The organism is Candidatus Microthrix subdominans, assembly GCA_016719385.1.
Lineage (GTDB): Bacteria > Actinomycetota > Acidimicrobiia > Acidimicrobiales > Microtrichaceae > Microthrix > Microthrix subdominans.
Genome location: JADJZA010000001.1, coordinates 475,645 through 500,128, shown reverse-complemented (window position 1 = coordinate 500,128; position 24,484 = coordinate 475,645). Strand labels below are relative to the sequence as shown.

The 24,484-nt window shown below is 66.6% G+C and carries 30 protein-coding genes and 1 pseudogene; 19 read left to right on the top strand and 12 right to left on the bottom strand.

What is annotated here, in order from left to right:
- Window position 1: 1 nt before the first annotated feature.
- Window positions 2-250 (bottom strand): addiction module protein, encoded by a 249-nt coding sequence (locus IPN02_02410; GenBank protein ID MBK9295732.1) that lies wholly within the window; start codon window positions 248-250, stop codon window positions 2-4.
- A 707-nt stretch (window positions 251-957) separates the two neighbouring features.
- On the bottom strand, window positions 958-1,182 hold the full coding sequence (locus IPN02_02405) for a hypothetical protein (GenBank protein ID MBK9295731.1): 225 nt from the start codon (window positions 1,180-1,182) through the stop codon (window positions 958-960).
- Between the two features lie 790 nt (window positions 1,183-1,972).
- Here IPN02_02405 and IPN02_02400 point away from each other — a divergent pair.
- The 8 genes and pseudogenes from IPN02_02400 (at window position 1,973) to IPN02_02365 (ending at window position 7,901) form a co-directional block, all read left to right on the top strand.
- Window positions 1,973-2,158 carry a hypothetical protein gene (locus IPN02_02400; GenBank protein MBK9295730.1) on the top strand — a complete coding sequence of 62 codons (186 nt, stop codon included), beginning with the start codon at window positions 1,973-1,975 and terminating at the stop codon, window positions 2,156-2,158.
- A gap of 142 nt (window positions 2,159-2,300) precedes the next feature.
- Window positions 2,301-2,849: a hypothetical protein gene (locus IPN02_02395; GenBank protein ID MBK9295729.1), complete on the top strand. Its 549-nt coding sequence runs from the start codon at window positions 2,301-2,303 to the stop codon at window positions 2,847-2,849.
- A gap of 509 nt (window positions 2,850-3,358) precedes the next feature.
- A complete protein-coding gene (locus IPN02_02390; GenBank protein ID MBK9295728.1) occupies window positions 3,359-3,715 on the top strand; it encodes a ClbS/DfsB family four-helix bundle protein in 357 nt (118 codons plus the stop codon).
- A gap of 62 nt (window positions 3,716-3,777) precedes the next feature.
- Window positions 3,778-4,985 (top strand): annotated as a pseudogene (locus IPN02_02385) (beta-lactamase family protein).
- A 141-nt stretch (window positions 4,986-5,126) separates the two neighbouring features.
- A complete protein-coding gene (locus IPN02_02380) occupies window positions 5,127-5,369 on the top strand; it encodes an excalibur calcium-binding domain-containing protein (protein ID MBK9295727.1) in 243 nt (80 codons plus the stop codon).
- 508 nt (window positions 5,370-5,877) lie between these two features.
- On the top strand, window positions 5,878-6,357 hold the full coding sequence (locus tag IPN02_02375; GenBank protein ID MBK9295726.1) for an excalibur calcium-binding domain-containing protein: 480 nt from the start codon (window positions 5,878-5,880) through the stop codon (window positions 6,355-6,357).
- Between the two features lie 52 nt (window positions 6,358-6,409).
- On the top strand, window positions 6,410-7,234 hold the full coding sequence (locus tag IPN02_02370) for an HNH endonuclease (GenBank protein ID MBK9295725.1): 825 nt from the start codon (window positions 6,410-6,412) through the stop codon (window positions 7,232-7,234).
- A gap of 151 nt (window positions 7,235-7,385) precedes the next feature.
- Entirely contained in the window at window positions 7,386-7,901 is a 516-nt protein-coding gene (locus IPN02_02365) for a redoxin domain-containing protein (protein ID MBK9295724.1), read from the top strand.
- Between the two features lie 32 nt (window positions 7,902-7,933).
- Here IPN02_02365 and IPN02_02360 read toward each other — a convergent pair whose 3' ends face one another.
- Together IPN02_02360 and IPN02_02355 are read right to left on the bottom strand one after the other, a co-directional pair.
- A complete protein-coding gene (locus IPN02_02360; GenBank protein ID MBK9295723.1) occupies window positions 7,934-8,215 on the bottom strand; it encodes a hypothetical protein in 282 nt (93 codons plus the stop codon).
- Between the two features lie 139 nt (window positions 8,216-8,354).
- The gene (locus tag IPN02_02355) at window positions 8,355-8,930 is read right to left on the bottom strand and encodes a hypothetical protein (protein MBK9295722.1); all 576 of its coding nucleotides are present in this window, start codon (window positions 8,928-8,930) and stop codon (window positions 8,355-8,357) included.
- 312 nt (window positions 8,931-9,242) lie between these two features.
- On the opposite strand from IPN02_02355, the gene IPN02_02350 reads away from it, so the two are divergent.
- Window positions 9,243-10,445 (top strand): glycosyltransferase, encoded by a 1,203-nt coding sequence (locus IPN02_02350; protein ID MBK9295721.1) that lies wholly within the window; start codon window positions 9,243-9,245, stop codon window positions 10,443-10,445.
- Between the two features lie 32 nt (window positions 10,446-10,477).
- Window positions 10,478-10,942: a hypothetical protein gene (locus IPN02_02345; GenBank protein MBK9295720.1), complete on the top strand. Its 465-nt coding sequence runs from the start codon at window positions 10,478-10,480 to the stop codon at window positions 10,940-10,942.
- Here the strand turns inward: IPN02_02345 and IPN02_02340 are convergent.
- Complete coding sequence (locus tag IPN02_02340) at window positions 10,939-11,424, bottom strand: hypothetical protein (GenBank protein ID MBK9295719.1); 486 nt, start codon at window positions 11,422-11,424, stop codon at window positions 10,939-10,941. The genes IPN02_02345 and IPN02_02340 overlap by 4 nt on opposite strands.
- Window positions 11,425-11,586: 162 nt before the next feature.
- Here IPN02_02340 and IPN02_02335 point away from each other — a divergent pair, with 162 nt between their 5' ends.
- Window positions 11,587-12,156: a TetR/AcrR family transcriptional regulator gene (locus tag IPN02_02335; protein MBK9295718.1), complete on the top strand. Its 570-nt coding sequence runs from the start codon at window positions 11,587-11,589 to the stop codon at window positions 12,154-12,156.
- Window positions 12,157-12,177: 21 nt separating this feature from the next.
- Here IPN02_02335 and IPN02_02330 read toward each other — a convergent pair whose 3' ends face one another.
- The 3 genes from IPN02_02330 to IPN02_02320 form a co-directional block, all read right to left on the bottom strand.
- A complete protein-coding gene (locus tag IPN02_02330) occupies window positions 12,178-13,107 on the bottom strand; it encodes an alcohol dehydrogenase catalytic domain-containing protein (GenBank protein ID MBK9295717.1) in 930 nt (309 codons plus the stop codon).
- Complete coding sequence (locus tag IPN02_02325; protein MBK9295716.1) at window positions 13,104-13,844, bottom strand: nitroreductase family protein; 741 nt, start codon at window positions 13,842-13,844, stop codon at window positions 13,104-13,106. Before IPN02_02325 ends, IPN02_02330 begins: the two co-directional genes overlap by 4 nt.
- 713 nt (window positions 13,845-14,557) lie before the next feature.
- Window positions 14,558-14,809 carry a hypothetical protein gene (locus IPN02_02320; GenBank protein MBK9295715.1) on the bottom strand — a complete coding sequence of 84 codons (252 nt, stop codon included), beginning with the start codon at window positions 14,807-14,809 and terminating at the stop codon, window positions 14,558-14,560.
- A 249-nt stretch (window positions 14,810-15,058) separates the two neighbouring features.
- Here IPN02_02320 and IPN02_02315 point away from each other — a divergent pair, with 249 nt between their 5' ends.
- Together IPN02_02315 and IPN02_02310 are read left to right on the top strand one after the other, a co-directional pair.
- Window positions 15,059-15,874, top strand: a complete 816-nt coding sequence (locus IPN02_02315) for a methyltransferase domain-containing protein (protein MBK9295714.1) — start codon at window positions 15,059-15,061, stop codon at window positions 15,872-15,874.
- Between the two features lie 10 nt (window positions 15,875-15,884).
- Entirely contained in the window at window positions 15,885-16,664 is a 780-nt protein-coding gene (locus tag IPN02_02310; protein MBK9295713.1) for a hypothetical protein, read from the top strand.
- 57 nt (window positions 16,665-16,721) lie between these two features.
- On the opposite strand, the gene IPN02_02305 is transcribed toward IPN02_02310, so the two are convergent.
- From IPN02_02305 to IPN02_02295, 3 genes are read right to left on the bottom strand one after another with little or no spacing between them, the layout of a single operon-like run.
- A complete protein-coding gene (locus tag IPN02_02305) occupies window positions 16,722-17,390 on the bottom strand; it encodes a TetR/AcrR family transcriptional regulator (protein MBK9295712.1) in 669 nt (222 codons plus the stop codon).
- A complete protein-coding gene (locus IPN02_02300; protein MBK9295711.1) occupies window positions 17,387-17,956 on the bottom strand; it encodes a carboxymuconolactone decarboxylase family protein in 570 nt (189 codons plus the stop codon). The genes IPN02_02305 and IPN02_02300 overlap by 4 nt, the downstream gene beginning before the upstream one ends.
- Window positions 17,953-18,819 (bottom strand): SDR family NAD(P)-dependent oxidoreductase, encoded by an 867-nt coding sequence (locus IPN02_02295; GenBank protein ID MBK9295710.1) that lies wholly within the window; start codon window positions 18,817-18,819, stop codon window positions 17,953-17,955. Before IPN02_02295 ends, IPN02_02300 begins: the two co-directional genes overlap by 4 nt.
- Window positions 18,820-18,848: 29 nt before the next feature.
- On the opposite strand from IPN02_02295, the gene IPN02_02290 reads away from it, so the two are divergent.
- The 6 genes from IPN02_02290 (at window position 18,849) to IPN02_02265 (ending at window position 24,118) form a co-directional block, all read left to right on the top strand.
- On the top strand, window positions 18,849-20,099 hold the full coding sequence (locus IPN02_02290; GenBank protein MBK9295709.1) for a hypothetical protein: 1,251 nt from the start codon (window positions 18,849-18,851) through the stop codon (window positions 20,097-20,099).
- Window positions 20,100-20,388: 289 nt separating this feature from the next.
- Window positions 20,389-21,240: a GerMN domain-containing protein gene (locus IPN02_02285; GenBank protein ID MBK9295708.1), complete on the top strand. Its 852-nt coding sequence runs from the start codon at window positions 20,389-20,391 to the stop codon at window positions 21,238-21,240.
- A gap of 27 nt (window positions 21,241-21,267) precedes the next feature.
- Entirely contained in the window at window positions 21,268-21,732 is a 465-nt protein-coding gene (locus IPN02_02280; protein ID MBK9295707.1) for a nucleoside deaminase, read from the top strand.
- 251 nt (window positions 21,733-21,983) lie between these two features.
- Complete coding sequence (locus IPN02_02275; protein MBK9295706.1) at window positions 21,984-22,634, top strand: hypothetical protein; 651 nt, start codon at window positions 21,984-21,986, stop codon at window positions 22,632-22,634.
- Between the two features lie 111 nt (window positions 22,635-22,745).
- Window positions 22,746-23,567, top strand: a complete 822-nt coding sequence (locus IPN02_02270) for an SDR family oxidoreductase (GenBank protein MBK9295705.1) — start codon at window positions 22,746-22,748, stop codon at window positions 23,565-23,567.
- A gap of 83 nt (window positions 23,568-23,650) precedes the next feature.
- A complete protein-coding gene (locus IPN02_02265; GenBank protein ID MBK9295704.1) occupies window positions 23,651-24,118 on the top strand; it encodes a 6,7-dimethyl-8-ribityllumazine synthase in 468 nt (155 codons plus the stop codon).
- 106 nt (window positions 24,119-24,224) lie between these two features.
- Here the strand turns inward: IPN02_02265 and IPN02_02260 are convergent, their stop codons facing one another.
- Window positions 24,225-24,455, bottom strand: coding sequence for a hexameric tyrosine-coordinated heme protein (locus IPN02_02260; protein MBK9295703.1), 231 nt, complete (start codon window positions 24,453-24,455; stop codon window positions 24,225-24,227).
- Between the last annotated feature and the right edge of the window lie 29 nt (window positions 24,456-24,484).

The following is a 24,484-nucleotide window of genomic DNA, read 5'->3' as shown; positions in this document are numbered from 1 at the left end:
GTCATTCCGTGGGGGCGGACCGCAGCCTGTCGACGCGCCCCGCCATGTGCTCCCACGTGGTGAGCCTTACTTCGCCAGAAGCGATCTGAGAGGCGCGCCTTTCGGTCTCCGCTGTCCACAGCCGTTCGACTTCGGCGCCGTCCGCGAAGTCCCCGTCGAGGCTCGCCAATAGCCCAGCCGCGAGCTCCGCTCGATCGGTAGGCGAGAGTTCGAGTGCTTGTTCCAGGAGCTCCTCAGGTAGAACGGCCATGGCGCCACCGTACCGCCGGCGAGAGGGTGCCGCCCCCCAAATGCTTCGATTCGACCTCACCCAGATGCCTGCACCTTGGGAGTGGCCATTGGTGGTTGAAACTGCTGAAGCAGTCGATCTCGTCAGACAGAGCCACGTCGAACGCTCAGCAATTTCGGTGCCCGATCTTCATCGAGCACGAAACACCTTGACAAGGTGGGCGGCCGCTTCCTCGCCACGTACTCCGAGGTTGCGCAGATCGACATAGAGGCGAGGCCAGGGGCGGCAGCGAGCCCGCCGATGCGGCGCCGCACAAGATCGCTTCGGCGACCGCCACGAGCGCAGGCGTCCACCTTCCCGGAACCACGGGTGACACCCGTTACGTCTCGACCGCGGCCTGGACGTCGACCGCACGGGCAACACGGCACACAGCGCATCAAACGCTCGCATCAGCGGTCACGTCGGTCGAAGTCGTATTGCCTCACTCAGCCGCAATACCTCACTGTGCTGGTGAGGTATTGCTGGTTCGGGCATCATGGCGAAGGCAGGGCCCGATTCGGATCGAACTTGGGACGATGTCGACATGCCAGGCAGCAGTGGCCCGACTCGAAGCAGGCGGGGTCGACTCGACCCGCACCACCTTGCAGAAAGAAAAACGGGCATCGCTCGCGCCCACACCGTCGATCTGACCGGCGACGTCCCACGGGCCACCATGCCCAGCCGTTACCCTAGGTAGTCACCGGTGTGATGACCAGCTCCTTGCGTGCAGCGCTGGCAAGCGTTGCCAGGGCGTCGGGATCGCTCGTCAGGATCTCGTCGCCAGACCGCGCACTGTCAATCAATGATGCGTCGACCACGTCGGCCAGGCCACACACACCCAGCAACACACCGATGCGACGTGAAGCATCGGGGTCGAGGGGTAGTTCGGCAACACCCCGGAGAAGGACCGCCAACCGAGCCGGCCTGGCTCCTCCCACCACACTTGAGCAACAACACCGCTGGTGGTCTTCACCGGGGTTTCATCGTCATGCTCCCTGGCGAGAAGCGCTCTCAACCCGGGCGCACCGCGTGCGTAGGCGATCAACGCCTGCGTCCAGCAACATCGCTATTCAGCCAGCTCCGGCCTCGTTGGTCGTCAAGATCGACGAGCTGCGAGCTTGGTCGATCAACTCATCCGTTTCAGCGTCCGTCAGCTCGCCAAGCTCTTCACCGAGACCGTGACTCCGCGTACGGCGTGACCGACGTAGGCGGGGTACCCCGCACCTCCAAGGCACCCATCAACGCTGTCACCTCCCCGAAGAGGTCGAGTTGCTCTTCGGAGTTGTCAGCCAGGTACGCCATTTCAAGGCTGCTCTTCAAACTTGGGGTGATCCTCGAGCCACGCCGCTGCCACGGCAATGGACATAACCTTCATGGCACTATGCCGGCAACGCCATGTACGTGCCGAGCACCTCGCCGCCACGACACCGATGCCGTGGAAGGCGCTGCTCCCACGAGCACTTGGTGCTGGTCGCTACGTTCATTGACCACGCCCGGCTTACGCGCGGGTGGTTGCAACTGCTGACCAGCGAACCAATTCCCGACATCGAGACGACCGCTGCCGAGCAAGCTGCCGCCACCTAGCAGTCGACCTTGACCGACGAGGCCGGTGTCTGAAGGAGAACTCGCCCGGACATGACTCCGGCGGCACAACGTCACACCGCCTGCGTAGGGTGTGGTCATCGATACGACGCAGAGGTGACCATGACGACGACGATCGAAACCCACGAGGAAGCAACCGAGGCCGAGGTCGACGAGATCGTTCGGACGACCCTCGCAGTCTTGGGCATCGGGTTGGACGACCTGAAGGAACAGGCGAAGTTGGGGCGGTTCGCCTCCGAGGCCCAGCGCCGTGCATGGTTCCTGGTGAGCGGCCTGGGTCGCGGCTGAGCCCCACCCCTCCGTGAAGGATGACCTGGGAAGCCAAGTACGTCGATTCGCGGAAAAGATGTCGCATCTTCTCAACGCAACGGTCACGAATGGAGTCAGAGTCTCGACGCTCACCACCTCGTCCGGGCATGCGGTCGTTGGGGTGAACGTCGGAAAGCTGCGCCCGGACCCCAGGCCTATCCCACTCGCCCCGGCGGGCGGAAAGGCCCTCGTCTACCTCTACCTTGCGCACTACTGCGAGCTCGACCCTGAGGGGCGTTACCTCACGATGACGCAAAGCACGATGAGCTTGTACACGTCGGCTGAGATGGCGGACGACGAGCTGCTTGTCGGGATCGACTACGTGCGAGATCCAACCAACCAGTTTCCGGGCTCGCACCTTCACGTGGCCGGTCAGCGGGACGACCTCGACGACATCTATCTCGGTGACGAGCGCAAGCGCCGCAAATTGCGGGACCTGCACCTTCCCGTTGGTGGCAAACGCTTTCGACCAACGCTGGAGGATCTGCTTGCATTCACGATCACTGAGGAGATGGTTGAGCCGCGAGATGGTTGGCGGGCTGTGATCGATGAGCATCGGGCGACGTGGACCCAGGTCCAGGTCAAGGCGGCGGCACGGCGTAACCCTGAGGATGCCGCAGCGGCCCTCGCGGAAGCGGGGTGGACCGTGACCCCGCCTACGGATCCCTGAGCGCAAAAGCGCCCTCGCCGGCTTTCCCTGCACAACGAACAACTACGGTGAGCGTTCGATCAAACTGTCTGCTTGACCGACCTTCAGCGGCCGTGAGCCTGCTCCCGTGATCATGCGGCTCAGCCTCGTGCTCGCTGTGCTCGCTGTGCTCGCCGTCTCGCTGGCCGGATGCGGATTTGGGCTGAGAAGCGAACAATCGGCGAATGTGAACGCCGTGGTCCACCGAGCGAGCGAAGACGCTGGGGACATCCTGAAGGCTTCGGTCGCAGGCACCACGTGGAGCAGGACGAGTCCGACCTCACCGGCATGACACCTTCTGGAGGGGCGGTTGGCACCGAGATAACGAAGGTCCGAAAACAGGTAGAGGCAGTGGCCGTCGACAACGCCCCCGACAACAACGCTGCGGATGAGGCGGAGGGACCGCCCGGTGCGTCGGGATGAGCCGGTGAAGGATCGCGACATGAACCAGCGATGCATATCCACGTCAGGCTGAGGCGTCGAGTGCTTGGATCGAGGTCACGGCGTATCGTCGCCTGTTCTTCGGTTGGCACGAAGACGCTCGCGCTGGCAGGGAAGTGTTCTTTCCGGCCGAGGGCTACAAGGGGAACGAGACGAAGCGCTACAACGCCGACCTGCGCTCGAAGCAAGCGGGTCTCGACTGGGAGCAGGCCCGATCGATGCTCGCCGAAGGTCACCAACGGCTCGTAGGTTTCATCGACGAGAGGTCCGACGCCGACCTGTACGGAGGCCCGATGGCGCCGGCCAAGAACCACTGGACCACAGGCCGCTGGGCCGAAGCGAGCGGGCCAAGCCACTACCGATCAGCTGCGAAATACATCCGGGGATGGCTTCGCAGCATGAGCTGATTCGATTCGGCTTGCACGCCGCGACGAGCCACGATCTTTCGAAATGTGGCAGTGTTGTCACGATGCAGGGAAACTCCAGCGCCGGCTTTATCGACGTGGCCGAGACATTCAGGAACCAACTCGGGCGCACCACAGGCGGGGCCTCGTTGGCCGTCTACCACCGAGGCGAACTGGTGGTGGACCTGTGGGGCGGGTTGCGCACCGACGATGGCGACCCATGGCTCGCCGACACCCTGGCGATGTGTTTCAGCACCAGCAAGGGCGTCGCCTCGGCGGCCCTGCACCTCCAGGCCGACGCCGGCCTGGTGGACTACGACGCGCCCGTGGCCACCTACTGGCCCGAGTTCGCCCAGAACGGCAAAGAGAACCTCACCGTCCGTCACGTGCTCAGCCACTCTGCCGGCCTGCACCGACTTCGCAGCATCATCGACAGCGCCCACCACATGCTGGACTGGGACCACATGGTCGATGCCCTGGCGCGGGAACGACCGGCCTACGAACCCGGCACCAAGACCGGCTACCACGCCGTCACCTACGGCTGGCTCGTCGGCGAGATCGTCCACCGGGTGACGGGCCGGTCCCTGGCCCAGGTGGTGACCGACGACCTGGCAGCGCCGTTGGGCCTTGACGGACTGTTCCTGGGATGCCCACCTGAGGAACGACACCGCGTCGCACCGCTGGTGCCGATGAAGAGCACCCGGTCGGTACTCCCCTCCGCCGCCTACCGGGCCGAAAAGGTGGTCGCAACCCAACTGGCCAAGGGGCTCAGCCTGGTGCGCTCACCAATCAACCCCCGCCGCGTCATCAACGCCCTGTTGCCCCGGGGAATGGAGGACGTCCTCGCCGGTCCCGAGATCATGGACGCCTCGGTGCCGTCGATGAACGGATTCTTCACCGCCCGCTCCCTGGGGGCGCTCTACGCCACCCTCGCCGGCGGAGGCACCCTCGGCGACGTGCGGCTGCTGTCACCCGAGACGGTCGAGAAGGTTGGCGAGGAGCAGAACAACCGGCCCGACCTGGTGCTGATCGTGCCCATGAAATGGCGACTGGGCTACCACCGCGTGATGACCAGTCGGGGAGGCGCCCCAAAGGCTTCGGCCACTTCGGTCTCGGCGGCTCTGGAGCCTGGGCCGCCCCCAGCCGAGAACTCGCGATCGCCATGGTCTGCAACCGCGGCGGCGGCACACCCGTCGGCGACCTACGCCTCATGCAACTGGGCGCCGCCGCAATCGCCAGCGCCGACCGGGTGACCGCAACGGCAGCAAGCTGACCCAGCAGCACATCGACACGCTTCAGCAGCCGGCACTTCGAACCTCCTGCGTTTTCGGGGTTTGAGTCCGGCCGCGCGTGCGGCGCTGAATACGTGACAGTTAATGGCATTCACCAGCGAACCGATGAGTATGGTTCGGCTATGAGAAGATTCGGACTCGCCGCCATGTTGCTAAGTGCCACCACCCTTGGACTCACCAGCTGCGAGTTCAAGACCTGCACCCAATTGAACAAGAGCTACCCCCATGGCGTGGGCAAGCCAGGAGCCGTCGATAGAACGTCAGGGACCCCTCGGGTCACGACTTTTCACCGCGACGCCAACCTGTACAAACTCAATGCCCGACTCGATCGCGATAAAGACAACATCGCTTGCGAGAAGCGCTGACGCCCAGCCGCTTGGAGCAGGGGCTTCCGCTGGACGCATTCGGGTTCGGGCCATCTGGCCTCGCAGTCCCGGCTGCTCAGCTTCGCTTGATCAGGGTGGACTCGAGCCGTCAAGTGCCGCTACGTTGTCCAGGCCCTAGATTGAGCGCTGTACAAGGCGGATGGCCGCCTGGGGAGCGACAGCCATGAGTGGCGAGCAGGGCAACATGGGTTGGTGGCTAGCCTCCGACGGGCGTTGGTATCCGCCGGAGCAGCACGCCGATTATGTCGGGCCGCCAACCGCGACCGGAACCCACGCAGCGTCACTGGCCACGCCACCGCCGTTTCCAGGGTCCCCGCCCGATCCCTCGGTGTGGAACGCGCAGCCACAAGGCCCAGGCGCCGGGGCAGGTGACCAACCTCCTCCTTGGTCTGAGCCAGCCTCGATGCACGATGGCGAGCCTGCGGAGCAACGTTCGGGTTGGTCGAGAACCTGGCCATGGCTGGCGGTGAGCACCGCCGGATTCTTCATGCTTGTTGCGCTCGTCGCACTGGCCGCAGGAGACGACACGACCGTCAACAACCGCACTCCCCAAGGGATCAGGGTCGCTGATGCGACCACAACAACCGAACGGGTTGGTCCCACCAGCACGGCCGCCCCGACAACCTCGGCGCCAACGACGACCACGGCAAGCACGACAACCGTGGCAACCACAACGACCGCGAAGCCCACCACAACGGTGGCGCCGACAACCACCGCGCCTCCGTCGCCACCACCGACGACCGCACCGCCACCGCCACCTCCTCCTCCTCCTCCTCCTCCTCCTCCGACAGTGGCCTATGCGCCGCCGCCTGCCCCGGTAGCCCCGCCCCTACCTGAGGATGGAAGCGTGAGCTACAAGAATTGCGACGCTGCGAGGGCCGCCGGCGCCGCTCCCGTGATGGTCGGTGAGCCCGGGTACGGCAAGCACCTGGATCGGGACGGTGACGGCATTGGCTGCGAAACCTGACCGACACCCCAACTGGAGTGACCTCCGTTCGCAGCACCCAGGTGTTCAGGCGATGGTCTGGCTGTTCGCGCTTCCGGTGGCCGTGTGGCTGTGGGCGGTGCACCTGCCTCATGAGCGCCGGGCGCCCGCGCTGACGTTTGCAGGCATGGTGACCGTGTTCTGCCTGGCAGTCCCGGTCGCTGCCGGAGTGGGCGAGCGCAGCACGTCCGAAGCCGTCGTCGAGACCGCCAACTCGACAGCCGCCGCCACTCGTCCCAATCCATCCGAGCCGGCACCCAGCACTGCACCGACCACCACAGCAGCGCCGCCAACCACCGCTCCTCCGACGACCCCCACCACGACCGCCCCTCCAACGACGGCGCCACCAACCGTTGCCGCTCCCACGTCGGCCACACCCACCACTGCGCCCCCGACGACTGCTCCGCCGGCTCCATCCGGCGATGTGAAAGCGCTGATCGGTCTCCTCCCGGTGGCAGCGGAAACAGACCAAGACAGCTACAGCCGCGACCTCTTCGCCGGCTGGTTCGACGCTGACAACAACGGCTGCGACACACGTTGCGAGGTGCTCGCCGCCGAACGCCACGACAGTCTCCCAGGGCTCCCAGAAGGAGGATGGCTCTCCGCCTACGACGGCTACAGCACACCCGATGAATCGGAACTCGACATCGACCATCTGGTCCCACTCGCCGAGGCTTGGCGCAGCGGCGCCTCGCGTTGGGATCCGGCCCGACGCGCAGCGTTCGCCAACGACCTCGACGCGCCCGAGTCACTCATCGCGGTGACCGCCGCGACCAACCGGTCGAAGTCAGACAGCGATCCGTCGGGCTGGCAGCCCCGAACACTGCCCACTGGTGCACCTACGCCACCGACTGGGTAACGGTGAAGCTGCGCTGGGGGCTGACCGCCGACCCGGCCGAAGTGACCGCGCTGACCAACATGGCTGCCAAGTGTTGAATCGCCCGGCCACCCTCGACGGCGTGACCTCACCCAGCGCTCCGTAGGATTCCTACGCGTCAGGAGGAGAAACCGTGACCGTTCACCCACCCGCACCCGAACTTGCCGTCTCGCAGTGGTTCAACACCGACACGGAGTTGAACCTGGCGGACCTTCGAGGCGAGGTGGTGGTGATCGAAGCGTTCCAGATGCTGTGCCCCGGCTGTGTCAGCCACGGACTCCCCCAGGCCCAGCGCATCGCCGCCCGCTTCGGCGACGACCTCACCGTCCTGGGGCTGCACACCGTGTTCGAGCACCACGCCGCCATGACACCCACCTCGTTGGAGGCGTTCCTCCACGAGTACCGGATCACGTTTCCGGTGGGCGTCGACCAGGCCGAACCGGGCAACACCATGCCCATCACCATGCGGCGCTACCAGCTTCCTGGCACACCCAGCCTGCTGGCGATCGATCGATCGGGTGCGCTGCGGGCCAATGCCTTTGGACAGGTCGACGACCTGGGTCTGGGCGCCCTGCTCGCACGGTTGATCGACGAACCGTCCCCTGACGGCGTCGCGGCGCCGCCTGGCGTGATCGATTCGGGATCATGATGCCGTCTGACGCGGTCGGTTTTAAGCCAGGTTCAAGGCGCGACGCTCTGGTAGCGAGCGACCGTGAAGGCGATCATCAGCGGCACGATCGTCGCAAACACCACAAGACCGGCGGTGAGGACCGCCAGTGGGCGTCCCGGAACATCGTTGATGATGAATGACCATTCGATGATTCCGCTTTGGAGCACATAGGCCAGCAGGGTCCAGCCGAGCACGAGAAAGAACCGATCCCATGCGAACGGGCGAATCGTCACGAGCATCACGATTGCCGCCAACTCAAGCACGATGGCGCCGACCATGAAGCCGGTCGGCACCGCGAGCGATTGCTTCTCCCCATCTGAGCGACGACGAGAACTCCCCCGGTGATTGCCAACGTCAACCCGACCATCGCGGCAACAACCACGGGTGGGAACTTGCGCTCGAAGGGACGCACGGGAGCAGCCGCAACAGAACTCATTGGGTCGCCACCCGGGTCATGATCAACAGCGTGGCAACCTGCATCAGTCCAGTTATTCCGGCGGTGTAGACGAATCGCTTCATCAACCGCTCGATGACGTCAACGTCGGGCGGAGCCTTCTTCATTTCGAACAACACGGCGATGTTGGCCGGCTCGAGGATGCCGAGCGCAATGACCGCCATGATTCCAACGACCACCATCGAGGCGATCAGCCATGGCCGATTGGCTGACACCGGATAGAGGTTGCCGAGGTTGATCGCCACCTGAAAACCGGCGGCGAGGGTCATCATGACGAGGACCGGCATCAACAGCACCATCTTTGGCATGAACTTCGACGCAAACTCGATGCGGGCGGGCGGAGAGAGGCCGCCCAGGATCGGCCCGATGACCAGACCCACGAAGAGATCAACTCCCGTCCAGAGCCCACCGCCTGCGACGTGCACCAGCATCAGCGCCCAGCTTGAGTTGGACGCGATCGCGTACACGACGAGCGCCACCGCAGCTGCGGCGAACGGTAATCCCTTCAGCGGCACAATCTGGATGTTGAGTGGCGCCGAAGACCGCGCCGCCATTGGCGCTCCGCCGCTAGCCGATGTGACGTCAACAGTTGTTCCCATCGGCTCCCCCGCCTCAGTGGATCAAGCGTACGCCTGTCGATGCCACCATGCACCTGGAGAATTGGCGCTGCGTCGGCAACCGGACATGTGCCGTGCACCGCTAGCATCCGGCAACCGATCAGAATTGCAAGGAACCCTCATGGCGCACCCTGCGCACCCGCCGCCCTCATCGCATCACTCCGGCAGCGAGACACATGGTGACGGTTCCCAACCAGCCGGAGTGGGACCTCCTTCGCCGGGCTGGCAGCGACCCGGCGAAACCGGCTCGTGACCGCCACCGTCGTCTTCTGTGTGACGGGCTGGATCCTCGGGTGGATCGTGTTCGGCCGCCCGCGGGTGTTGGCGCCAAGCGCTGATGTCATCGACGACGGACCAGCACCCGAACCTCCAGTGGACCAGCGACGGGCCATCATCGTCCCGGCCCGGAACGAAGCGCACCACATCGGCGGGCTGCTTCAGGACCTGACCGCCGCCACGGCAATCGCGGCGGCCGACAGCCCGGGTGCCGCTCCGACGTCGACGATCATCGTGGTCGACGATCACTCGTGCGACGACACCGCTGAACTTGCGGCCGCGGTCGAGGGTGTCGTCGTGGTCGCCGCCCCTGACCTGCCGAACGGTTGGACCGGCAAGAGCTGGGCGTGCTGGAACGGGGTAAGCGCTGCGCTGCAACGCTTCGACGTCGCGCCGGCTGCCAGTGACCTTCAACTCGTCTTCATCGATGCCGACGTCAACATGACACCCGAGGCGCTCGATGCGGTCACGAGCCAACAGCGCTTTCACGGCGGGCTGCTGTCCGTGCAGCCGCGCCACATCACGGTCAGTCCCTACGAGCAGCTGTCGGCGCTGTTCAACATCATCGCCGTGATGGGCGTTGGGGCAGGACACTTCCGCCCCCCGTCGGGTGCCTTCGGCCCCGTCTTTGTCACGACGCTCGCCGATTATCGGCGCGTTGGTGGCCACCGGTCTGTGCGCTCGGAAGTCGCCGAAGACCTTGCGTTGGCCCAGCGGTATCGCGATGCCGGACTGGCCGTAAACATCAGGCTTGGTGGGGATCTCATCAGCTTTCGGATGTACCCCAACGGCGTGCGCAGCCTTCTCGAAGGCTGGACCAAGAACTTCACCACCGGCGCCCTGTCGACCAGGTTGCTCACGTTGGTCGCAACGGTGCTGTGGGTGACAGCTCTCGGCTCGGCGGCGCTCGGGCTCGTCGATGCCATCGCCGGCCAGTCGCCACTGCTGTATGCAGGGCTCTATGCGGCCTTTGTCGCGCAGTTGGCGGTGATGCTTCATCGGGTCGGCCGATTCAGGTGGTGGACAGCGGTGCTGTACCCGGTGGGGCTGGCGACGTTCTTCGGCGTCTTTGCCTACTCGACCTGGCGCACGCTCGTGCGCCGATCGACGACGTGGAGTGGCCGAACCATCAACCTCACATCGACGGCTGCCACCGTCGAGGCCGAACCCGAGTGATCGTCCACCTGAGCGATCCTGCAGCTGTCGGGGTGTCCGTCGCCGCGTGGCTGTTGATCGGGTTGACGTCCGGGTACTACTTCAACCGATTGCCTGTCAGCCGGTTTGCCCACGACAACATCGTCACCCGCCAGCGTTCCTTTGAGGCCCACGGCGCCGTCTACCAGCGGTACCTGCGGATCCGACGCTGGAAAGACCGCCTGCCGGAAGCCGGTGACTTCTTTGCCGGCGGGTTCTCCAAGCGGCACCTGAACAGCCGCTCCGAGGAACACCTCAACCGCTTCGTCGCCGAGACCCGCCGGGCGGAGATGGTGCACTGGACCAACCTGTGCGCCGGACCGCTCTTCCTGATTTGGTGCCGTCCAACCGTTGGCGGGCTGATGGTGCTCTTCGGCGTCGTGTCGCAACTGCCGTTCATTGCGATCCAACGATTCAACCGAGCACGGCTTCAGCGGGTACTGACACGATGCAAGCATCGCCAACGAGCTCACCGCTAGGCGTTAGGGGCCTCTGAACCCTGGACTCGGCCGGACTGGACGGCGCCGGTGACAGGTGCCTCCGCTGCGGGCATCTGCACCTCGGACCATGACCAGGCGTGGCGGAAGAGCATCACCAGCAGGACGGCCTCGACGATGCTGCCGAGGACGTAGTAGTTCCACTCCCCGATCGCCGCGCCGATGATCGTGAGCCCGTAGAAGGCTGCGAGGACGATGTTGACGATCCGGTTGATCCGCCGTGGCATCACCAACGTGAGGTAGATCATCACGGCCGGGATGATGATGTACAGGGTGGTGAAGAAGAGGAACGGCTGGCCGATGTCGAAGACGAACACCTTGCCGGCGTCGATGTCGGCCCGCACATCGGGACGGTAGAAGGCGAATATGTCGACGTAGGCGAAGATCAGCATCGTGGCGGTCCACAGCGCAGCGATCTTCAGCCGGGTGTCGATCGGTCGGTCGGGGTGAGTGTCGCTGGTCATGAGCCGGTTACCGCCTGTCGTTGGAGCGCTCGCAGGTGTGGCGCCGATGAGTGAAAGGTAACGCACCGTTCTCCGTTGCGCAACGCCTGGTAGCGATACTCCGCCTAATCCTTCCCAGTACATGGGCTAGTTTGCCTATCTTCCGCTACGCTGTGCAGCGATATGGCACGACCCCGTAGCGAGAGCGCACGAAACAAGCTGATCGCAGCCACCGCTGAGATTCTCGCGACCCATGGTGTAGGTGCCCTGACAGCCGAGGAGGTGGCCCGCCGGTCCGGGGTCGCCAAGACCACGCTGTACCGACACTTCGGCACGGCCGACGCGCTGGTGTTCGCCACCGTCCAGGCCAACGTCGCAGCGCTGGAGCCGCCGGACACCGGAACGCTACGGGGCGACCTCTTCGAGATACACCGGACCTACCTCGCGGTGGCCAACGCTCGACAGAGCCGCGAGTTGTTCGTGTGGATGGTGGCCCGCGCCATCGAGGACCCAGCCAACCGGGAGTTGTTCCGACAGGTTCGTGTCCAGCCACGGGGACCGACCGTGTTGGCCCTCCAACGAGCGATCGCCAGGGGTGAGCTCGCCCCCGACCTCGACATGGACCTTGCAATGCACGTGGTCCAAGGACCGCTCATCTCGATGCGCATCGTCGACGACAGCGACGTCAGCAACGGGAACCTGGAGCACCTGATCGACATGACCGTGAAGGCGCTCGGCGCCGTCGAGTCGTAAGCGGGCTTCAACTCCGCCAGGTCAGACCTCGAAGAGCACCTTGATGGCTCCACCCGAGCGATCGCGTGCGGCGTCGAAGGCCTCGTGGGCTGCGTCGAGCGGGAAACGGTGGGTGAGCATCGTGGAAGCGATCGATGGCTCGGCGGCGAGGATGCCCGCCGCCCGTTCGAAATCGCTGAGGGCACCCTTGCTGCAGTACATCGTGGACGGAACGATCTCAACCTCCTTGAGGCACAGGCCAACGTCGATGATGGCCGGGGTCCACAACGTTCCGACCAACCCCACCCTGCCCTCGGGCCGACAGGCACGAACCGCCTCGGCGAGGGATTCCGTCGTGCCCACGGCATCGAGCACCACGTCGTAGCCGCCGGTCGTCCCGACCGAACCGCCCAGCCGCTCGACGGCGGCCCGCTGATGGTCGTGCCGAGCGCTGACGTCCGGGACCAGGCCCTCGGCGTGGCACACGGCCACCAGTGCGAGCCCGATGGGCCCGGCGCCGACGACGGCGACCCGGTCACCCACCGATGCACCCGAACGGTGCAGCCCGTGAACCGCCACCGCGAGCGGCTCGATGATGGAGGCGGTCGACAGGTCGACCCCGATGGGCAACGGATGAAGACACGTTGCGGGAACCATCAACTGTTCGGCCATGCCACCGTCGTCGAAGATTCCGAAGGCCACCATCGAGTCGCAGTGGTTGGCGTACCCGTCCTCGCAGTTATTGCAGTGCCCGCACCGGCCGACCGGTTCGACCGCAACCGCCCTGCCGTCCGGAGTGCGGCCGGCCAGCTCGTGGCCGAGGATGCGGCCCTCGGCGAGGCCGTTGTCGATGAGGTGCAGATCCGAGCCGCAGATGCTGGCCGACACGACATCGACGAGCACGCCGTCGCCGGTGGGCGCGGGCGCATCGACGATGGTCGGTGTCCCGTCGATGACGCGGACTGCTTTCATTCGGTGTCCTCTTGCTGGTGGAGAAACGGTTGGTTGCCGTAGCGGTCGAGGTGGACCACCTCGCCGATCGGGCGACGGGTGGTGGGGCCGTACCGGCCGCGTGGCCAACCGATCGGGATGATGCACACCGGGTTGACCTTGCGGGGCAGGCCCAGAATCCGTCGAGCCGAGGGGATGTGCCAGATGGGCAGCGTTTGGATCGACGCACCCAGGCCAACCGCACGGCACTCCAACAGCAGGTTCTGCACCGCCGGAAACACCGACCCGTAGAACGACGACACCGCAATCTGGGGACGGCCGACCGGACGGTGCTTCAGGCTGCGTCGGTAGCACGGGATGACGAACACCGGCAGCTCGGCGAAGTGCTTCGCCTGCCACCTGCCCGGAGCCATCTGCCGGAGCGCCTGACCGTCGCCCCGCGCCAGGCGGGTGACGACCGGGTCGAAGGCGCTGAACAGCGGCCGGTACAGCTTGGCCAGCCGCTCCTTCTGCTCGGGGTCCTCGACGACGAGATAGGACCAGTCCTGAGAGTTGCTGCTGGTCGGCGCCTTCAGCGAGAGCTCCAGCAACGGCAACAACACGTCATGGCTCACCGGGTCGAGGTGCAACCTGCGAACCGCCCGCTGGGTTCGCATCGCCTCGGCAAGCGGCATGTCGAGGCGCGCCAGCGCTTCCTCCGCCGATGGGATCTCGAACTTCGCCGCTTCGGGTTTGGCCGTCCGGCCGGATCGCGTCACTCGTTCTCCGATTCTGGTATCCGGCCAGCCAGGGCGGTGTCGACCAGGCCGTCCCCAGGCGGCCAGGGCCAACCCTTCAAACGAAGGTGCCTCACGCGGCGAACGCCGTGACGCTTCGATATCGTCGCGCTTAAGCGCGTCCCCTACAACGACGTTGACCCGAGTGCCAGCATCCAGTTGTTCGACGATCTCGACCTCTCCCGCTCATTCTGGCCAGCATGCCACGCAAGCGCCCCGCGATCGACCGCTATCAGGTCGGGTCACTCCAGCGTCTCAGCTTGACCTTGTGGCTTCAATGGCCGCCTGGCGCACGAACTCGCTGAGCGTTTTGTTCCTCGACCGAGCTGCGCTGAGCACCGCTTCGTAGTCCGCCGGAGAAAGTCGCACCTGGGCGACGCGAGACGGCCCATCACCAAGCGACGGACGCCCACCGCGACGCCGCGGCTCCCCAGTAAACGCTGGAGGGTTGGCCACGACATCATCAGCCATCGCCTCAAACTCTTCGTCGCTGATAACTCGACCGTCGAATGTCGGCTCTGTGGAGCGACGCGCCTGAACGGAGCGAGACGGCCCATCACCAAGCGACGGACGTTCACCGCGACGCCGCGGCTCCCCAGTAAACGTTGGAGGGTTGGCCACGACATCATCAGCCATCGCCTCAAACTCTTCGTCGCTGATAACTCGACCGTTGAAAGTTGGCTCTGTGCTCATGTTCAGACTCGATACTCTGGCGGCAAATGATGATGGAAGGTGGGCCGAAGCCGCATCGCATGGAAGACGACATCGTCACCGTCGTCAGACTCGCTCCCGATGAGTTCAAGAAGGGCCCCAGATCGATCCGGGCCCACGATCAGGAACCGCGGGGGCTCGTGGTCAGGTGGAATTTCGTAGGTGTCGAGAACGGCGTTGTTGATGGCGTGCGCTATGTCGAGATCTTTGATCCCGTGCTTCCCAGCGGACGGCATGATATGCACAGGCACGAAGCAATCGTACTACAGAACTACCGTCGGCGATACCCCCGTCGACGGTTGCGCACCGTCTGCGACCAACACATCCCGGTCGCCAAAACTCCGACGACTTGAGCCTTGACTACATACAGTCGGCCTGTTCGAAGTCGTTGACCATCTAGCGCTCTGGCCATGAACGCTGGTGGGGGTGCGAGGTGGCGTGTGAGGGAGTTATGCTTGCCTAACACAACGCCCTAGGAGTGGCTCATGACAATGACAGCGACCGAACCCATTCCCGGCAGCGAACTGGCCGTCGACCGCATGCCCGGCCACTGGCTGCTGGCCCGGATGGGCAAACGGGTGCTGCGCCCTGGAGGAAGAGAGCTGACCGACCAGCTGCTGGATGCACTGGCGATCGACTCAACCGACGATGTCGTCGAGCTGGCGCCTGGGCTGGGCTCGACCACCGAGCTGGTACTCGGCCGCAACCCGGCCACCTACGTGGGGGTCGACCGCGATCCGGTGTCGGCCGAACGGGTCGCCCACGTGGTCAACGGCCCGGGCCGCTCGGTCGTCAACGCCTCGGCCGCCGACACCGGCCTACCCGAAGCCTCCGCCGACGTCGTGTTTGGCGAGGCGTACCTGACGATGCAGCCGGCCTCCCAGAAGGCCAAGATCATGGAGGAGTTGGCTCGTGTGGTGCGCCCCGGCGGTCGCATCGGCCTGCACGAGGTGTGCTTCGCCCCCGACGACCTCGACCAGGAGCGCTGCGGGGCGATCGCCGACGACCTCCAGCGGACAATCAAGGTGAACGTCACGCCGCTGTCGCTGCGCGGCTGGACCGAGCTGTTGAACGAGGCCGGCTTCGATGTGGACACCACCGTCACCAACCCGCTTCACCTGCTCGAGCCACGACGGCTGATCGCCGACGAGGGTGCGCTGGGCGCCGCCCGCTTCGTGAGCCGGGTCGCCCGCGACTCGCAGGCTCGTGCCCGGGTGTTGGCCATGCGTGCCGCGATGCACGACAACGCCGACCATCTCCAAGCGTGCGTGGTGACCGCCACTCGCCGTTCACCCAACTGAGCCCGGCCGTATGAAGCGATCTGTGGTGCTGGCCGTGGCTGGCGCGCTCGTGGTGGTGGTTGTTGGCGCGGTCGTAGTGTGGCCCCGCGGCGCTACCCCCACCGACGAGACCAGAGTGCGCGAGGACTTCGAGGCGCGCACCAACGAATCGGCGGGTCCCGATGGCGCTGCGGGGACTCCTCCACCCGGGATCTACCGATTCGACACGTCAGGCTCCGAGGAGCTGAAGCTGGGCGTGCTGCCCACCGAGACCCGGCCCTACCCCGAGACGATCTCGGCGACGGTCGTCGACGCCGACCCGGGATGCTTCACGATGACGCTTCACCTGTTGGAGCAGCACAGCGAGGACAGCACCTACTGCGTTGGCGACGACGGCACAATCAGCCTCGCCGGGCATGAGAAGCACCAGCAGGTCGGGCCGATGAACCCGACCGCCGACATGACCTGCGACCCCGATGTGCTCGCCAAACCGGCGGACGGCAGCGTGCCGCTCAACTGCGAGCTGACGTTGGACGGCGGCCCGAAGCAGCTGACCGCCACGCTGAAGGGCACCAGCAGGTCGAAGCGACCGGTCACGGTCGACCTCGGCGACGGAACCCCGGTCGAAGCCACCGAGGTCGACCTCGATTTTGCGGTCACCGGTGACCTGACCGGCACGTGGCGGGAACGCCTGTGGTTCGCCGACGATGCGCTGCCGGTGCGCATCGCCCGCGACCTCGAACTCGAGGGGCTCGCCTCGTTCACCGAACACCGTGACTCCACCCTCGTCGGTCTCACACCAGAGGACTGACCGGGCGCGGCCGGTGACCACCAGCCGATACCCGCACCCCGGTCCGGGCCGTCCGGATCACAACTCCGCAGCGAGCGCGCGTAGGCGGCCGACAAGCGGACTGCGCAGCGCCGCGATCGAGTCGACGTCGCCGGTGGCCAGCGGGAGGGTCACCAGCGCGGACACGCCTGCGACGAAGGCCTCACACGCAAACCTGCCGTCCGGATCCTGTTTGCCGAGCAGGTCGGCGAGCGCGTCGATGACCGTTGCCTGAAGTTCCGCCCGCCGAACGAGCGCATCGGGCCCGGCGGCGTGAACCTCGACGACGTAGAGCCGGGCGAAGGCCGGGTGATCGGCGATCACCTCCAGGTACCGGTCGAATGCGTCGATCGCCCGATCGAGCGGTGGCCGCTCCGGGGCGAGCAGTGCGGCACCCATTCGGGCGATGATCACCTCGCCAACCAGGTCGAGCGCCTCGAGGAAGCACTCCAGCTTGTTGGCGTACAGCGCGTAGAACGTCTGGCGTGACACGCCGGCAAGCTCGAGCACGGCTGCGACCGGGGTGTCGGAGTAGCCACGCCCGACGCACGCCTCGGCCATGGCGACCGCCAGCCGCAACCGCTGGGACTGCGCGACCTGATCGCGGGTGAGGTCGTGGCGGCCCCGAGGCAACGACGCCGCTGTGGCGCCGATGGCCGTGGAAGGGGCCGGGTTGACCAATGACCCGGTGCCCGCTTCGACGCTCACCTCGACCCTGGTCCCCCACGCGCCCGTCGGGGCCGGTCGAGGGGGACGCGCAGCGTATTGATCGTCGTGGCCAACATCTCGTAGTGGCCGACCAGCATCAGAAATTCGAGGGCGGTCGGCTCGTCGAGATGGTGGCGCAGCTGGTCCCAGGTGTCGTCGCGCAGGTCCCGCCGGTCGTGCAGCTCGTCGACGGCGACGAGCAGGGCGTGCTCGCGGTCGCTCCAGCACGGGGCTGCGGGTCCCTCGACCACGCCGTCGATTTCGGCCGGTGTCACCTTGGCCCGCTTGGCCAGCTGCCGGTGGTGGGCCTGCTCGTACTCGCAGCCGGCCAGGTGAGCTACCCGCAGGATGATCAACTCGGTCTCCCGCCGGGGCAGCCTGCCGCCGGGCATCAGCCGCCCGGCAAAGCGCAGCCAGCCTCGAAACAGCTTGCGGTTGCGGCCCAGGGTGAGGAAGAGGTTGGGCGGGGTGGTGCCGGTGACCAGGCCCGACACCTGAGCGAACGCCCAGTTGACGGCGCCGACATCACGTCGCCCGCCCGGCGAAATCCTCGGGGTGGCGCTCATGCCCGTTCCCCCTCCGCCTGCTTCCCTTGGGGCGTGGTCAGCTCCACCCGTTCGTCACGGGCGATCGCCAGCACCCCGGCCACCTTGGCGCGCAGCGCCCGATCGACCACCGGCTGGGCGATCGAACGAACCGGCAGCACCGCACCAACCCACCACGGGGCGACGATGCGCCGCGACCGCCGGGCGATGCCCCGCTCCAACGCGTTGATCCCGACCTCCAGGTCGGTCACCTTGGTGACCGTGCCATCACCAAAGATCGACTTGGCCGCCTCGGTGCCGAACCCACGGCTGGTCATGTCGGTGTCCAGCTCGGCGAAGTAGGCGACACCGACCCGGGCCCCGCTGGGTGCCAGCTCGGCGCGCAGCGTGTTGCCCAGCGCCTCAACCGCCGCCTTCGATGCCGAGTAGGCGCCCATCAGCGGCACGCTGACCGCAGCACCCAGCGACGACACCGCCACGGCATAGCCGTTGGGGTGGGAGATGTGCGGTCCGGCGGCGCGGAGGGTGTAGTAGGCGCCGAGCACGTTGACCCGGTTGATCTGCTCGAATACCTCAGGATCACCGCCGACCAGGGGCAGCTGGGCGGCGATGCCGGCGTTGGCCACGACCACGTCCAATCCGCCCAGCTCGCCGACCGCTGCATCGACCGCCGCCTCGACGCTGGCCCGATCGGCGACGTCGCAGTGCCACCAGGGCGCTCCCGCCTTGGCAGCTGCTTGGGCCAACAGGTCGGGCTCAAGCCCGGCGAGCGCCACCCGGGCGCCCCGCTCGTGGAGACGTTCGGCCAATGCGGCGCCGATCCCCCGCGCCGCCCCGGTGATCAGAACCCGACGTCCGGTGAGCGAAGTTTGATGAGTGCGCATCCCACGGAGGCTAGCCTTGACAAACAATGATGTTTCTCAATGACCGAAAGCCAGCCCGAGTTGCAGCGGCGCTGGCGGCAACCGCAGTGCTGCTGGGCGCCGGTGCGTGCTCGGGCGACACCAATGCGTCGTCCGACGGAACAACAAACTCGGTTCAAGGCGGGCCCGCCCTCTTTGCTGGGGCACCGTTCACCGGCACCGACGAGGAGTTCTACCTGCCGCCCGACCCGCTGCCCGAGGGCGAGCCGGGCGAGCTGATCCGGGTGATGGACCTGGGCGAGTCCGGCGGGATGGCGACACGCAAGGTGATGTACCACTCCCGCGACGCCGCCGGCCGCGACCGGGCGGTCACCGGCCTGGTCACCTACCCGGCCACCACAGCGCCCGAGGGCGGTTGGCCGGTGGTGTCCACCGCGCCCGGCACCACCGGGCTGGCTCCTCAGTGCGGTCTCAGCCGACGCAACGGCGAGGCACAGGACTGGGGAGTCCCAGGCGTGCGGGTGATGACCGACTACATCGGGCTGGGCACCGAGGGCGGGCCCCTCCACCCCTACTTCTCCAAACCCAGCGAGGGCCACAGCGTGATCGACGGCGTGCGCGCCGCCCAACGGCTGCCCAACGCAGGCGCCGGCAATCGCTGGTTCTCGGTCGGGCACTCCCAGGGCGGTCACGGCGCCCTGGCCGCCAGCGAGCTGGCCGCCGACTATGCACCGGAGCTCGACCTGCTCGGCACCCTCTCGCTCTCCCCGGCTGCGATGTTTGAAAGCGTCTACGGCGGAATCGACCCGATCGTCACCGGCATCCTCACCGCGATGAGCCTGTACGGCGGGGCGGGGGAACACCCCGAGATCAAGCTTGAGGACTACGTGACCGACGAGCTCGCCAACGCGTCCGGCGTGTTTGAGGAGGGGTGCCTCCCCGAGATCACCGACACGCTGGTCCCCCTTGCCGTCGGCGGCCAACTGTTCACCAACGACCCGCGAGACACCGACCCGGCCAACTCCATCCTCCTCGACAACGACGTCGGTAACGTGGCCGTCGACGCTCCGCTGTTTCTGGTGTCGGGCACGGCGGATGACCGGGTGGCGACCGACCGGGTGCGCGACCTGTACGCCCGCCTGTGCGAGACCGGGCAGGTCACCGAGCTGCTGATCGTCGAGGGTGCCACCCACGACAACATCACCGCCGAGACGGCAACCCAGACCTCGGCGTGGCTGAACGCCCGCCTCGTCGGCGATCCGCCCACCAACAGCTGTGACGAGTCCCCCACCGCTCCCTGATCGCTGCAAACCCGGTGGGAGAGTCGGGACGACCCGACAAATTCCGATAGCTTCTGAAGTGCGGACCCTGCATCGTGGGGTAATAACAGGAGGTAACCCAATGGCGGGTCTCGGAGTCCCCATTCACTCGGGTCGCACGGCCCCTTGGCGACGGGTAAGCATCGTGCTTGCCATGCTCGTCGGCCTGACGGGCATCGCTGCCTGCGGAGACACTGGTGTTCGCGAGGTGTCCTCCACCGACCCCAGTGCCGGGCTTGCATCATCCGCCGCCGTTCAGGCGCCTCAACAAGTGGCTTCGCCAACCCTGGTCTACTTCGAGAAGAACGAAAACATCGGGACCGCCGGCAGGCCCGGCGTCCCGGCCACGCTGGAAGGCGCGATCGCCGCCCTGCTCCAAGGCCCCGACGACTTCGAGACCGACATCGGCATGGCTACTGCTATCCCGGAGGCCACCACGCTGCTCGGGGTGTCGGTGTCGGGCGGCACCGCCGTCGTCGACCTCTCCGAAGCCTTCCAGTCGGGCGGTGGCAGCCTGTCGATGCAACTTCGGGTTGCCCAGGTGGTCTTCACCGCCACGCAGTTCGATGAGGTGCAACGGGTGACGATCAAGCTGGACGGCCAGGACGTCGACGCCATCGGGGGCGAAGGGGTGCCAGCAGTCGACCTCGACCGCACCGACTTCACCAACGTCACGCCGGCCGTACTGGTGGAATCACCAACCCCGGGGGCATCGGTGGCATCGCCCCTGAAGGTCTCGGGAATCGCCAACACGTTCGAGGCGGTCGTGAGCTACACGATCGCCGACGGCGACGGCCTCATCGTGGACGAGGGTGTCACCAACGCAAGCGCCGGTACCGGCACTTGGGGCGACTTCGAGTTCACCTCGACCTTCGGGGCCACCAAGCCGGGTATCGGCGAGGTCATCGCCTACCAGGAGAGCGCGAAGGACGGCAGCCAGATCGACGTCTACTCGGTACCGGTTCGGTTTGGGGAGTCCACCCCATCGACCCCCGAGCCCCATCGACCCCCGAGCCCCCGTCTTCGGGAGAAGAACCCATCGCTGTGGCGCCGCCGGTGCCGCCGGTCTTCACCGGCTGAGGCTCACTTCCCGGCACAAGCGGGAACGCCCATGGCAAGGTGAGATCCTCTGATCGACCGGGGGCCACCGATGAACGAAGCCGACCTCACCCACCTGCGTCGCTGCGTGGACCTCGCCGCCGAGGCGGTTGAGCACGGCGACCAGCCGTTTGGCTCGGTGTTGGTCTCGGGCGACGGAACCGTGCTGGCCGAGCGACGCAACCGGATCGTCACCACCGGCGACCTCACCGCCCACCCCGAGCTGGCGCTCGCAGGATGGGCGTCCCAACACCTCGACCCATCCGAGCGGGCCGCTGCGACGATGTACACCAGCGGCGAGCACTGCACGATGTGCGCCGCCGCCCACGTGCGGGTGGGGATCGGCCGGCTGGTCTATGTGCTGTCGGCGCCGATGATCGCCGAGCTGGTCGAGCCGGACGTCAAAATCGGGCTGCGGGTGACCGACATCGTCGCCGCCTCCAACGTGGACGTCACCGTCGATGGTCCCTGCGACGAGCTGGTGCCGGAGGCCTCGGCGCTGTTCGTCCGGGCCTGAGCCCGGCGAACCGGGGAGCGCAAACGACCGCCTGACGGTCACCCGGACTCCCGACTTCGAGAAGGGCATCGAACCGGGGAGCTGAAACGACCGCCTGACGGTCACCCGGACTCCCGACTTCGGGAAGGGTGTCGCCCCTCCGGGGCGGATTTGCGCATTTCGGCTGTTGTCCTATGGTCGACGGCCTTGGGGGATACACGCCGGGAGGCTGACGTGAGTGGAGGTTGCACGCCGTGTTGAATGTTGCCGGAATGGGCGATGCGACCGGACGGGCCGAGTCGATGCTCGGGCGTCGGCTGCGGCCCTGGTGGGGACAGGCACCGAGCAAGCTGCTGATCGGTGGTCTCGTCCGGGCGGGCCTGTTCGGGTTGATCATCTACGGCTGCTGGCAGGTGCGCTACGGATCGGTCGACCTGACCGAGATCGACCTCGCCGATGGCAGCCTCGAAGACCATCGCAGCACCATCGAGACCGCCGCCGTGTGGGTGGCCGCCGTGTCGGCCGTGCTCGCGCTGTACAACCTCATCCAGGTCGTGATCGGCGCGTTCGATCTGTTCGTTCGTCGCAACGTCGATGGTCAACTTTTGGCAGCTCAGGAACGTCGCACCGGCGACTTCCTTCCGGGCATCGTTCAGCACTTCTGGTTCCGCAGCCGGGACCGCAGCGGCATGAACCGATCGGTGCGCCGGCGTCGTCGCTACGAGGTGGTGATCGCCACCTCTCGAGGGCCGAAGTCCTGGACCGTCAAGCTTCAGGACTTCTCCAAGGTGCGCTCGCGCCACGGCGCACGGGTTCGCCTGCGCGTCAGCCCCCTGCTCGGCTATGTCAGCCGCATCGCCGTGTTGGAAGCGCCCACGCCGGCCGAGCACACCGGCTTCGACCAGTACGCGCACCGGCGCTGACCCCGACAGCCGCCCCGGCCCTCGTCGCCTGGCCTCCGGCCACCTCGCTCACCGTCGCTCCCAACCACAACGGCCGCCGGACCCAGCTGCATCACCGGTAGCGTCTCGACGATGACCGACGACACTGCCGAGACCACCGGCCGGGACCGGCCCCTCGAGGGCCAGGTGTGCCTGATCGTCGGCGCAGGCGAAGGCATTGGCCGGGCGTGCGCACAGGCCTTCGCCGAGGCCGGCGCCGTCGTGGCCCTGGTCGCACGCGACGAGGGCCGGCTGAGCACCCTGGCCGACGAGGTCGGGGCTGCGTTCGGCGGCCGAGCCATTCCGATCGTCGCCGACCTGGGACAACCGGAAGCCGACCAGACGATCGTGGAGCGGGTTCTCGCCCAGACCGGCCGGATCGATTCGGTCATCGCCGTGGCGACCAGGGCCGGACGAGGGGCACTGGTCGACGTCGACCTCGCTCAGCTGAGGGAGGCCTTCGAGGTGAACGTGATCGGCACCCTCGGCGTCAGCCGCTGCGCCGCCCGGGCGATGCGCTCGGCCGGTCGTGGCGGCTCGATCGTGCACGTTTCCACCTTGGGCACCCATTCGCTGCCCGAGAAGCAGGCCCCGTACACGGCCACCAAGGCGGCGATGGTGTCGGCGTCGATGACGATGGCCAAAGAACTGGGTCCGGCTGGCATCCGGGTGAACGTCGTGACCCCGGGGTACGTCAACGGTCCACCACTCGAGACCTTGTTTGCGTCGATCGCCGAGCGGGAAGGCATCGAAGCCGCCGACGCCTCCCGCCGGATGGCCGCCACCGCCGCGCTGCGCCGCCACGTCGACCCGGTCGACATCGCGCAGGCCGCGCTGTTTCTGGCAGGGCCGGGGGCAAACAACATCACCGGCGTGGAGCTGCGGGTCGACGCCGGCCAACTCATCCAGGGATAGGAACCCCGCAGCGGTCGCAGGTCGCCGGCCGCAGGCTGGCGACGCTTGACTGCGCCGGCGCGGAAGGTCCTACGGTACCGACCATGACCTCAGCGACCGGAACCCGGACCACGCCCACCGTGGCCTTCGTCCAATCGAGTTGGCATGCCGACCTGGTCGACGGCGCCCGACGAGGTTTTCTTGAGGTCGCCTCGGCAGGCGTCGCCGAGGTGGAGACCTTCGAGCTGCCCGGGGCCTTCGAGATCCCGCTCCACGCCAAGCTGCTCGCCGAGACCGGTCGATTCGACGCCATCGTGGCCGCCGGTTTGGTCGTCGACGGGGGCATCTACCGTCACGAGTTCGTCGCCGACGCCGTCATCGGCGGGTTGATGAGGGTGCAACTCGACACCGGAGTGCCAGTGTTCTCCTGCGTCCTCACGCCCCACGAGTTTCATGAACACGACGCGCACCAGCGGTTCTTCGCCGAGCACCTCGTCGCCAAGGGTCGGGAGGCCGCCCACGCTTGCCTGGCCACGCTGGAGGCGCGCCGCGACCTGCTCGGCACCGACTGACCCGACCGTGCGGCCGAGGCCCGACGGCGCCCGGTGTCGGGGCCCGACGCAGGCAATCTCGCTATGGCCGAGGCGCCAAGCACGTCGGCCGGGGGCCCTGGCGAGGTCAGTCGCGCCAGTAGTTGTTGGCCGCTGCCACGGTGGCGAACTCGATCGCCACCACGTGCCCGGCGGCGGTCAACGAGTTGGGATCGTTGGCGTACAGCGGCCGCAGGCCGGCGCGTACGTCCGCATCGGTCTGGATGGCACCGATCGTCTTGCGGGCCATCATGATCGCCAGCTCACGGCCCTCTTCGGGGGTGGCGGTGATCAGGGTGTTGTCGGGCACGAGTGCCATCGGTGACTCCTCAAAGTCGCTGAGCAGGG